This window comes from Cyanobium sp. NIVA-CYA 375 (assembly GCF_056108345.1).
On the sequence record NZ_JBSYHW010000085.1, the window covers coordinates 1 to 9,407 of the forward strand.

13 protein-coding genes are annotated in these 9,407 nt (G+C 61.0%); 7 read left to right on the forward strand and 6 right to left on the reverse strand.

Annotation, left to right across the window (positions count from 1 at the left end; genetic code table 11):
* Positions 1 to 267 (forward strand): hypothetical protein (locus AC01FP_RS14700; RefSeq protein ID WP_474481358.1); only part of this gene is annotated, 267 nt, incomplete at its 5' end.
* A 148-nt stretch (positions 268 to 415) separates the two neighbouring features.
* Positions 416 to 1,048 (forward strand): methyltransferase family protein, encoded by a 633-nt coding sequence (locus AC01FP_RS14705; protein ID WP_474481359.1) that lies wholly within the window; start codon positions 416 to 418, stop codon positions 1,046 to 1,048.
* An 83-nt stretch (positions 1,049 to 1,131) separates the two neighbouring features.
* Here AC01FP_RS14705 and AC01FP_RS14710 read toward each other — a convergent pair whose 3' ends face one another.
* From AC01FP_RS14710 to AC01FP_RS14730, 5 genes are all read right to left on the reverse strand, one after another.
* Positions 1,132 to 1,350, reverse strand: coding sequence for a hypothetical protein (locus tag AC01FP_RS14710; protein ID WP_474481361.1), 219 nt, complete (start codon positions 1,348 to 1,350; stop codon positions 1,132 to 1,134).
* Between the two features lie 466 nt (positions 1,351 to 1,816).
* Positions 1,817 to 2,002, reverse strand: a complete 186-nt coding sequence (locus AC01FP_RS14715) for a hypothetical protein (protein WP_474481363.1) — start codon at positions 2,000 to 2,002, stop codon at positions 1,817 to 1,819.
* Positions 2,003 to 2,109: 107 nt separating this feature from the next.
* The gene (locus AC01FP_RS14720; protein ID WP_474481376.1) at positions 2,110 to 2,952 is read right to left on the reverse strand and encodes an alpha/beta fold hydrolase; all 843 of its coding nucleotides are present in this window, start codon (positions 2,950 to 2,952) and stop codon (positions 2,110 to 2,112) included.
* A gap of 22 nt (positions 2,953 to 2,974) precedes the next feature.
* Positions 2,975 to 3,688 carry a lysophospholipid acyltransferase family protein gene (locus AC01FP_RS14725; RefSeq protein ID WP_474481364.1) on the reverse strand — a complete coding sequence of 238 codons (714 nt, stop codon included), beginning with the start codon at positions 3,686 to 3,688 and terminating at the stop codon, positions 2,975 to 2,977.
* Between the two features lie 226 nt (positions 3,689 to 3,914).
* Positions 3,915 to 4,178, reverse strand: a complete 264-nt coding sequence (locus AC01FP_RS14730) for a hypothetical protein (RefSeq protein ID WP_474481366.1) — start codon at positions 4,176 to 4,178, stop codon at positions 3,915 to 3,917.
* Between the two features lie 172 nt (positions 4,179 to 4,350).
* Between AC01FP_RS14730 and AC01FP_RS14735 the strand changes: the two genes are divergently transcribed.
* From AC01FP_RS14735 to AC01FP_RS14755, 5 genes are all read left to right on the forward strand, one after another.
* A complete protein-coding gene (locus AC01FP_RS14735) occupies positions 4,351 to 5,025 on the forward strand; it encodes a DoxX family protein (protein WP_474481368.1) in 675 nt (224 codons plus the stop codon).
* Between the two features lie 165 nt (positions 5,026 to 5,190).
* On the forward strand, positions 5,191 to 5,883 hold the full coding sequence (locus tag AC01FP_RS14740; protein WP_474481370.1) for a hypothetical protein: 693 nt from the start codon (positions 5,191 to 5,193) through the stop codon (positions 5,881 to 5,883).
* Between the two features lie 606 nt (positions 5,884 to 6,489).
* Positions 6,490 to 7,779, forward strand: a complete 1,290-nt coding sequence (locus AC01FP_RS14745) for a cytochrome P450 (RefSeq protein WP_474481377.1) — start codon at positions 6,490 to 6,492, stop codon at positions 7,777 to 7,779.
* Positions 7,780 to 8,005: 226 nt separating this feature from the next.
* Positions 8,006 to 8,230 (forward strand): hypothetical protein, encoded by a 225-nt coding sequence (locus tag AC01FP_RS14750; protein WP_474481372.1) that lies wholly within the window; start codon positions 8,006 to 8,008, stop codon positions 8,228 to 8,230.
* 96 nt (positions 8,231 to 8,326) lie between these two features.
* A complete protein-coding gene (locus AC01FP_RS14755; RefSeq protein ID WP_474481373.1) occupies positions 8,327 to 8,503 on the forward strand; it encodes an NUDIX hydrolase in 177 nt (58 codons plus the stop codon).
* A 177-nt stretch (positions 8,504 to 8,680) separates the two neighbouring features.
* Here AC01FP_RS14755 and AC01FP_RS14760 read toward each other — a convergent pair whose 3' ends face one another.
* Positions 8,681 to 9,247: a DUF4236 domain-containing protein gene (locus tag AC01FP_RS14760; protein WP_474481375.1), complete on the reverse strand. Its 567-nt coding sequence runs from the start codon at positions 9,245 to 9,247 to the stop codon at positions 8,681 to 8,683.
* Between the last annotated feature and the right edge of the window lie 160 nt (positions 9,248 to 9,407).

Sequence of the window (9,407 nt, forward strand, 5' to 3'; positions counted from 1 at the left end):
ATGGGACAAGCTCTTACTCTCGCCGTGCTTTTCAATCCCTTCTGCCTGTTCACTACAGCCCAGGTATTGGCTCTTAAGGGCACCGTGCTGTTGCTGCTCACCTTGCTGATCAAGGCCAGAATTCAAATCGTGGCTGGTTCGGCGCTCGGAATCTTCCTGCTGCTGCTCCAGACCCTGGTGTTTCTGGCCATCGGCGGTGGGCTACTCCTGGCGGGCGGTGGCGCTGCGTTTGTCGCCATACAGCGACGTCGGTACGCACAAGCCTGATCGCCAGCCATGGCGGTTTAAGTCGCCCCGGCGCTGGAGCCTGTGATGAACCAGGTGCTCGCCGCTGAGGATGGCGTGGCCTGCACAGCCACCGCGGCCCTGGCCCAACTGTCAGCGCCGGTAGGGTGACACAGACGCGGGTGTGTTAATGGGCTGGAGCCAACTCACGGCAATCAACACCGCCAAGGTGCTCACGATCTTGCTGCTGCTGGTGCTGGCGGCAGTGATCGGGGTGCAAGACATGCGCCAGGTGCTCTACCTCAGCCTGCACATCAGCTACTGCATCTGGTGGCTGCTGGAGCAGTGGCTGTTTCCCGAGCGGGCCCGCCAACTGTTCAACGAGCGCGTAGGGGTGGTGAGCTTTGGCTTCGCCCTGCTGTTCATCGGCGTGCTCTACAGCCTGCCGGGGCTGCTGGCCTTTCTCAATCCCGTGCCGATCTCCCAGGCCGCCGTGGCCCTGGCACTGGTGCTATTTAGCTTCGGCAGCCTGATCAATGCCAGCGCCGATACGCAGAAAACTACCGCTAAAGCGATGGGGGCTGGCCTGGTGAGCGACGGCATATGGCGGCGCGTGCGCCATGTGAACTACCTGGGCGATCTGCTGCGCTACCTGAGCTTCGCGGTGGTGGCCGGCAACATCTGGGCCTACCTGGTGCCGGCTCTGGTGGTGCTGATCTACCTGCAGCGCATCGGCCAGAAGGAAAAGCAGATGGCAGCGAAATACCCGGAATTCAGCGCCTGGCAGCAGCGCAGCGCCAGGCTGCTGCCAGGCATCTGGTGAGCTCAGGGACCAACAGACCCCGGCTCTCAGCCGATCTGCCCTGCGTGCCCGTAATGCCCTTGTGCTGTGGGCGCAGCAGAGGTTCAGGACTCGTTCAACAGGCTCAGCGCTTCCATCACCTGAAAGCGGATGCCGCCCAGCCGGGTCCAGGCCCGTACCGCATCCTTTCTGCTCTGGTAGGGGCGCCAGTCGTCCTCAGCGACGCGGCGCTGGAAATGGGCTGCCACACGCAGGGCAACGGCGACATCGCTTCGCCTTGCCAATCGCAGCGTTGTCCCCCCGATCACCACATCAGCAGGCATGGCGTTGGGAAGTAATCAGGAACTGGCCAGGCTCATTCTCTGACCTTCCCAGCCCCTCTCGGGCCAGGATCGGGAAGCAGCCTCTGGTCCGTTCACCAGAATCTGCATCGCCACCGCAGTGATCAATAGACCCATCAGGCGCTGCAGCACCCGTTCGGGGGTCTGACAAAGTCAGCCCCGCAGCCGCGGTTTGAGCTGCAGAAATGGGCAGAGCCCCATGGTGATGGGGCAGATCACCAGCATTCGGCGAATTCAGGCGGCGGGAGCTTCCGCAAACGCAGGTGAGATTGTGCCGGGCCTGACATCAACGGCACTCCGATCGGCAGTAGCCCCTGCCGGATAAACCGCCAAGGCACTTCCAGGCAGTTGATCACCGCTAGACGACTGACACGCCGCAGTAGGGAAGCGCTTACGGCGTCGACTTGGCCCACGACGTTGAGCCAACCCACCGCCAGGGTGGACAGGCTTATGTCGATGGCGGGGTGATGCCCAGAGCTTGGGCGCCAAAGTGCCGCGTCATGTCGGTCTGCAGATGCCAAGCCGTCAGCAACGTTTTGGCGATGCGCCTGAGCTCGTCCACGTCGCTGCAGGCATCGATGGCTCTTGCCTGGGTCTCAACAACGAACTGGCGACTGAGGTCACAATCCAGCATGGCCTTGATGCAATGTTTCGAAACGTTAAGCAGTGGTAACGCCAGGCGCGGCCGGTTTTCCGCATGATTCCAATTCCTGTGTCTCAGGCTTCACCCACACCACCGGGCTACCAGAGGGCAGCAGCCGCCTGGGCTGGCGCGCCTATTGGCAACGTGGACGCCGGCAGATCAGAAAACAAATCCTGAGACTTGAGGATGGCAGACAAATTGAGTTGAGTCTCCAAAAGGCAGGCATGCCCACTATCCGGAAGCTGAACGATTGTGGTGTCTGGAAGAAAGCGTGCCAATCGCTTCGCTTCGCGTTGAGAAGGCAGGAGTCGATCCGCTTCTGAGGCCAGGATTAAAACAGGCTGACGTACGCGATCCAGGGGCAGATCCTCCAAGCGGAACTGTCTAAGCAATGCCAATCTCCAGGCAGCGCTTTGAGGCTTCACAGCCTGCATGGCGGCCAGCAGCTGATGCCGCCTGGGCCTGCTGACCCGATGGGATGCAATCAGCAGATTGCACAGACTGAAGGTGGAGAGCTGGTAAATCGGCGTGGGCAGCAGCTGAGTCAAAGAGCTGCAGGCACCGATCCAGGGTTGACGCTGAGCTGAGGAGGCGGGATTGATCAGAATCAGTTGGTCACACAGCTTCGGAAAGCGTGTGATCAATTTCAACGCCAAACAACCACCAAATGATTCACCACAAACTGTGGTCTTTCGCCCAGGATGCCGTTGCTGCTCCATCTGGATCAGTGCGGCGACATGCTCGGTCAATTCTTCCCATCCTCTGAGGTCGTCTGGAGGTATAGACAAGCAACGAATGTCAAAGCCAGTGCTGAGTCCAGCAACCTGTGTTTGCAGCAACGCACCACTGCCGTCCATGCCCGGCAAAAAGACAAACAGTGGTCGTGATGCCGTTACAGGTGTACAAGCAAGGAGCCGCAAAGACTTCGGGGTGGCGATCATGATCAAGGAGTACTAATAAGCATCAGCGGGCCAACAATTCAGCGATCTGGCTCCAACAGGCTTGGGTGAGCTCTCGCGCTGTAGTAGCTCCGCCGCTACCTCGATACCGAGATTTCCAACTCTCGTCGATCAGCAGAGGATGGCCAAAGAGAACATCAACATGCCGATAGAGGATTGCAGAATGCCAGCCATCGCGTTGAAACAGTGCTTCTGATGGATCAAAGCGCCGAAACAAGGCAAGCGGAGCAAGCTTTCCCCGTTTTTCCTCCCTTGAAGCAATGGCAATCGGCAGGATCGCAAGGCCATCCACCGGCACCCTCAGGGCTAAATGGGCAAAACCCCTGTAGAACGGGCTGAGCTGATGGGGGGCGTTGACCTTCACCATCGGATCCGCACCCTCAGGAAACACGCCCACCACCTGATTGGCTTGCAGAAACGTGGCCGACTGCCGGAAGAACGATGCCTGCCTTCTCTGATCTGCCTCGAGCGGAAAGGCGCCCATCAAGGCAATTGCCTGCTGCAGTAGCGGCACTTGACTCATGTAATAGTGACAGGCGAATCGCACAGGGCGGCCGATCGCCGTCATCAGCAGTGGAGCATCCAGCAGGCTGCGATGGTTGCTGACAATAAGAAGTTTGTTTTTGGCAGGTATTCTCTCAAGGTTATGCAATGAAACTGATATTCCAGCGGCATCCAGCAGGCTGCGAGACAGTTGCAAAGGGATGGGCTGTTTCATGCTTGCTGCTTGCCACTCACGAAAATGTTGACCGAGTGTTTATGCGCATCTCCCTATTTCAAGGGCAATTTATATATCTGTGCTGCAAATAGTCTTGAGCTGAAAAGGGCCGGTGCGAGCTTCAATCCTGGCGGTCAGCCGCACAATTGAGCCTTTTGGCTTTCAGCGCTGATGGGCGGGCGATCCTGTCGGAAAAACTGGAAACGCCCCTCCTATCGACTTGTCGTCAGGCTGCCAGGGCCAGGGAGGATCGGTGCCTTGGTTCGAGCGGGTCGGTCCACTCGTTCAGCGCCTGGAGCGGCAGATGTGGCTGCGGTGCTACCCGGCAGCCCACCTGGATCTCCCCTTGATCGAGCAGGCGGCCCAGCCGCTGCATAGCTGCCTGCTCAGTCCTGGCAAAGTGATCTTGCTGGCTCAGCAGCCAGTCGATCTCAGCCTGGGTGATTACCCCGGAGCTCAGGCTCTCAAGGAACAGTTCGCCAGTGGTCATCGTTTTGTAACGAACTAGTTACATGCTGGCGGCCAGGCGGAGCATCCGTGAGGTCTGGGGCTCCGAGCCGCCGCCCGGAAGCTCGGCCATTACAGGGCTGGGTTGGATGTCCGCGGCGCTTCACGTTCCTTAATGAAGCTTGCCATGATTTTTGAAAACGACCCCCGACCCTGTGTCCACGTACACCCTGCTCGAGCTGTTCGGCGGCTTCATGGCCGCCTGTGTCGCCCTTTGGTTCATCTCGATGAACAGGTTCGTCGCGATTGACATTCCCGCCTCTAGGTCTGCACCTCTGGCTGGGCTAGCAGCAGCAGTGGCGCCTGCCGTCCGCGCCTATCTGCAGCGCCCAGGTTTGCTGGCTTCCGTCGGTCTGCTGCTGCTCCGCCTGAGCATCGGCGGGCTGATGATTCACCACGGCCAGGAGAAGCTCGCAGATCCCCAGCAGTTCGCCAACACCTATGTGGCCTCGCTGCACCTGCCCTTCCCGCTGTTCTTCGCCTACGCCGCCGGCTTCTCGGAGCTGATCGGCAGCTGGCTGGTGATCCTCGGCCTGCTTACGCCCGTGGGTGCCCTGGCCCTCAGCGGCACGATGACAGTGGCGGCCTATCAGCACATCTCCACAGCCGGGTTCAACATCTATGTGCTTGAACTGGTGGTTCTCTATCTCGGCGGCAGCCTCGCCCTGCTGTTCAACGGCCCCGGTCGCTTCTCCTTCGATGCCGGCATCGTGCCGGTCGTGCTCGACGACCTCAGCTCGACCAATGACCTTGAGCCTGCTTTCTCCTCACTAGACGCTGGCGAGCTGCGCGCCATCCCGGTGACCGTCAACTCCAACGCCCGCGGATGAGCCGGCGTGTTGCTTAGGCCTTCTTCCTCTGGACTCACCTCCCTCGATCAACAGGGACCGAGTTGGTAGGAGCAAATTTATGCAAGCATTCTTAGCTTTTGCTGCCTCCCGGCCACGTTTGTTGGATTGGCACCCCAGCTATTGCCCTGACTCACGGCTATCGCCATGAACCAACCGCTGATCTTTGTGGTGGCCCCGGCACTACAGCTGCCTGACGCCACTACGTCTCATGAGGTTCTGCAGCAAGCGCAGGCTGCGGGGCCCTCCACTGGTTTCGCTCTGCGGATCTTCAACCGGGGCTCTGAGCATCCCGATCTGGGGCTGCTTCCCGTCGATGGTCGTCTTACAGGGGAGCAACGCCGCAGCAGTGATGGCACTCAGTTGCTCTGCGCCGCCCTGGTGGTTCGGATCGAACCCCGGCACCACTGGCTCGGTGTCTACCAGGGCGATACGGAGGACCCAACCTGCCTCCGGTGCGTCGATCGCGTGGCGCTAAGCGAGCTAAGCAATGCCACCTGCTGGTTTTACCCCACCCACGACGGGACCTTCCTGAGCTGGGAGCGTGGCCTGCGCCTCACCTTGAAGCCGGGCTCGATCGTCGATTGTCCTGAGGAGCTGAGTTCCGCGCCTTACGACCGCAGCTTGATCTCCGTGCTCTGGAGCCTGCTGGGCGACGACGCCAGCCTCACCTGTGTAGGGCTCACCTACGGCGGCCAACGCCTTGTATTGCCGACAGAAGCGCTTAGCTCCGACCCGATGGCGACCTGGGGACGGTTCAGGGTCGACAACCAGGCCGAGCACAGCCTTGTGGTGGAGGACTGTCTAACGGTCTTCCCAGCTCCGCCGTTAGCGGGCTGATGCTTCCGGGCCGCCCAGTGACCAACAGATCGATCAGCGCAGGCTGCTGTATGCCTATCACTTGTCTGAAATGGAGCACCGACGGCGAACTTTCAGCGTTTGATCTCCAATTAGTCCTAGGCCGACTGGCGCGGGTAGATCAGCATGTCGCCGCTATCTGGGGGAACAATCTGGATCTCGAACCCTGTCCTTCGATCAGCTGAGCGCCATTGTCAGGCGCGGATCAGCCCAAGCCGCATCGTCAGCAGAGGCAGGCTGGCCCACGCTGCAGTGATGCCTTTCGTGAGCCGGGCCTCCGTGGCCGCGAAGGATTGCACCGAGACCAGGCCGGAATGGTTGCGAGCCTTAAGGATTGCTTTAGGTTTGGGCCGTGCTGGAGCTGCCGGTGGTTCAATCCTTTTCGCTTCTCGCTGCCACCGGTCTGGCAGGGCTGGCCCTGGTGAGCCTCTGCATCGCCTTCCTCTTCTGAGCATCCTGTTTTTCTGAACCGCTGCGTGTCTGTGGCGGCGCGGTGCCGGCTGTGATCCGACATCCTTGGCGCTATTCCAGCAGCCTTTGGTGCCCCTCGATCCCGCCACCCTCCAGCCCCTGCCGAGCACACCAGCGCTGAGCGGAGTGCTCGAGACCATTGCCTTCTTTCGCGATCCTGATTTCGCCCGCTCTCGCTTCGAGCGCTACGGCGATGTGTACGAAACCAGCCTGCTGGGGCAACGGACCGTATTCATTCGCGGCGGTCAGGCGATCGGCGACCTGTTTGCCCAGGGCGATGCGGTTCAGGGCTGGTGGCCCGACAGTGTGCGGGAGCTGCTGGGGCCCCTGTCGTTGGCGAACCGCAACGGCGCCGACCACAAAGCCCGCCGCCGGGTGGTGGGCCAGCTGTTCGCCTCTGCTGCCCTCAAGCGCTATAGCCCGACGATCGTGGCGCTGGTCAACGAGCTCAGCCAGGAGCTGCTCGCTTCAGACGCGCCGGTGGCCCTGGTGCCAAAGCTGCGGCGTTTTGCCTTCAGCGTGATTGCGAGCACGGTGCTGGGGCTTGACCCCATCGATCGCGAAGCCCTGTTCGTGGATTTTGAAACCTGGTGCCAGGGTCTCTTCTCACTTCCCCTGGCGTTGCCCGGCAGCCCCTACGCCCGTGCCCGCCAAGCCCGCCAACGTCTGCTCAAGCGCCTAGGCGCTGTGCTCAAGAAGGCGCAGTCCGCCATGGCATCTGGAGCACCCATCGCCGCCGGCGGCCTTGATCTGCTAGCCGGTGGCCTCGATGAAGCCGGTCTCCCCCTGGGCGACGACGACGTGGCGGAGCAGCTTCTGCTGCTGCTGTTTGCCGGCTACGAAACCACCGCCTCCGCCCTGAGCTGCTTGCTTCTGACCCTGCTGCAACATCCAGCCGAGCTGGACTGGCTAAGGGAGGAACTCGACGTCTTGCCGTGGCCGCCGGAGGAGGGGGAGGCTGGGAGCGCCACCGACGCCCTGCGGGCGCCGCGGCTCGATGCGGTCGTGAAGGAGGTGATGCGGCTGACCCCGCCAGTGGGTGGTTTCTTCCGCCGCACCCTGGAGCCCATTGCCCTAGCGGGTGTACTGGTGCCAGCCGATCGAGTGGTGCAGGTGAGCATCGCCGCCAGCCAGCGCCATGGGGCCGATACGGAGGATCTGGCAATCTTCCGGCCGCAGCGACATTTGGACGGTGACACCACGGTCACCTTGCTGCCTTATGGAGGTGGTGAGCGGGTGTGCCTGGGCAAGGCGCTTGCGGAGCTGGAGATCCGGCTGCTGGCGGTGGGGCTGCTCAAACAGGTGACCTTGGCGCTGGAGGCGGATCAGGACCTGACGCTCAGGGTCATCCCTAGCCCCTCGCCGGCGGATGGCCTGCTAGTTCGCGCTCGTTCCACTGCCAGCTAAGCCTCCAACCTCATCAACACGGGGGACTCGGATGGCAACCGTGCTGCTTCTCAAGCCCCTCTGCTGATTTTCCGCAGCCACGTCTGCGGGGACTGCAGACCAGTCGCTGCTGCGGGTCTCCGCTGTTCAAGTCAAAACTGGATGCATTGAACCCATGGGCCCGAGGCAAAGTGGCCAACGGTTAACAATTCTTTGCACTAGGTTTACGGCAAGAGCTTTCCTTCCCTTGAACGACCTCCTGGCTGCTGTCTATCTGATTTTCTTTGCGCTCATCGCAGGTGGAGCTTTTGCCTTGATGAGTCAGAACCTACGCGGTTCAGCTTCTCTTGCTTCCCAAAGAAGTGGCGGCAAGCCAAGGCGCCATCCCGAGGCTCCCGAGCCCGGTGACGAGGTCCTCTACGTCGACTTCAGCAGGGAGCGGCTGGAGGAGCTCTATCAACAGGCGACGTAAGCCATCAGCTCACCACACGACTTCTGCAGCCCAGCCGGCACTACTTCGGCAGGGGTAGAGGAAATCAATTAGCGGTCTCTCGCTGTGGAGCTGGTGATGGTGCATCACATCCATCCCGGAACAGCTCATGAGTTCCAAGCTGAGCTATCGGTGTCGCTGGAGCAATTGCAGCTGCTGGAAGGCCAGAACTTGGGCCTTGTAAGTCCAGAGGATCTGCTGGCAGGTTCGATCTGGAGCACAAAGCTCGGCAGCAATCGCCCCCTCGCAGATTGACTGCGGGACGCGATGCAGCTCTTGTTCACCAGACAGGGGTGAACACAACAAAGTCCGAAACGTTGGACAACATGCATTGCCTGGTTAGGAGAGCCAGCCACGCCCAGTGGCCAGGCGAGAGCCTTCCTGAACCGCCTCGATGCAGCGGTGGGCGTGGCGTTTGGCATCGTCCTGCCACTAAGCCCGCAGTACATATGCCTCCATTACCTCGGGCGTTTCGATCACAGCCAGCAGGCCATCGGTTCGTGCAGCTAAGGAGCCAGCAGCAAGCAGACGGCTCACCAAGCCCAGGTCCCAGAGCTGCTCCCCGGTGGAGCCGGGCGCAAAAAGCTCCTTGTGCAGCACCGCTGGCAGTGACTGCTTAAAGGCATCGAGCTGCCCTGGCCTTAGCCGGCGGCTGTTGGGCAGGCCGGCCGCTTCCCCTGCAGGGATCACGGCTGGACGATCCGGCGTGTGCTCCACGCTCCAGCTCAGACCGGTGCTCGGCAGCCCCACGGTCGACCGGGGGCCGCCACTGCGATTTACCGGGATGTTGAAAGAACCACCCCGCCCACCAACAGAGATCGAGCTCAACCCGCCCTTGCTGTAGCCGCAGGCCCGCGAAGCGGTAGTTGAAGCGCAGCGGGCCCAGGCGGGTGGAGCGGCGGAAACGGAAACCCATAGTTCAGCGGCTCTTGACGCTGTACCCACCTGATGAATACCAACCCAGCGGGCAGCCAGTACCACTTTTCTTAATGGCGCCATGGCTCGTTTCAGCGCCCAACTCCGGTTTCCCTCAGCCGCGCTGGATGGCAAGGCGCTAGGGGAGTATTTGTTGATGGTCTTATGGGCACCTCGAAAAATACGATCAGCCCTTGCGTTGAGGCGACAATAGCTTATAATTTGAATAGTTAATTGCATGCCT

What these genes read in the sequence shown, in the direction of transcription:
- AC01FP_RS14755 (WP_474481373.1), top strand. Translation starts at nt 8,327, where the DNA reads ATGGTGCATCACATCCATCCCGGAACAGCTCATGAGTTCCAAGCTGAG.
- AC01FP_RS14705 (WP_474481359.1), top strand. Translation starts at nt 416, where the DNA reads ATGGGCTGGAGCCAACTCACGGCAATCAACACCGCCAAGGTGCTCACG.
- AC01FP_RS14730 (WP_474481366.1), bottom strand. Translation starts at nt 4,178, where the DNA reads ATGACCACTGGCGAACTGTTCCTTGAGAGCCTGAGCTCCGGGGTAATC.
- AC01FP_RS14760 (WP_474481375.1), bottom strand. Translation starts at nt 9,247, where the DNA reads ATGGCGCCATTAAGAAAAGTGGTACTGGCTGCCCGCTGGGTTGGTATT.
- AC01FP_RS14740 (WP_474481370.1), top strand. Translation starts at nt 5,191, where the DNA reads ATGAACCAACCGCTGATCTTTGTGGTGGCCCCGGCACTACAGCTGCCT.
- AC01FP_RS14715 (WP_474481363.1), bottom strand. Translation starts at nt 2,002, where the DNA reads ATGCTGGATTGTGACCTCAGTCGCCAGTTCGTTGTTGAGACCCAGGCA.
- AC01FP_RS14710 (WP_474481361.1), bottom strand. Translation starts at nt 1,350, where the DNA reads ATGCCTGCTGATGTGGTGATCGGGGGGACAACGCTGCGATTGGCAAGG.
- AC01FP_RS14725 (WP_474481364.1), bottom strand. Translation starts at nt 3,688, where the DNA reads ATGAAACAGCCCATCCCTTTGCAACTGTCTCGCAGCCTGCTGGATGCC.
- AC01FP_RS14720 (WP_474481376.1), bottom strand. Translation starts at nt 2,952, where the DNA reads ATGATCGCCACCCCGAAGTCTTTGCGGCTCCTTGCTTGTACACCTGTA.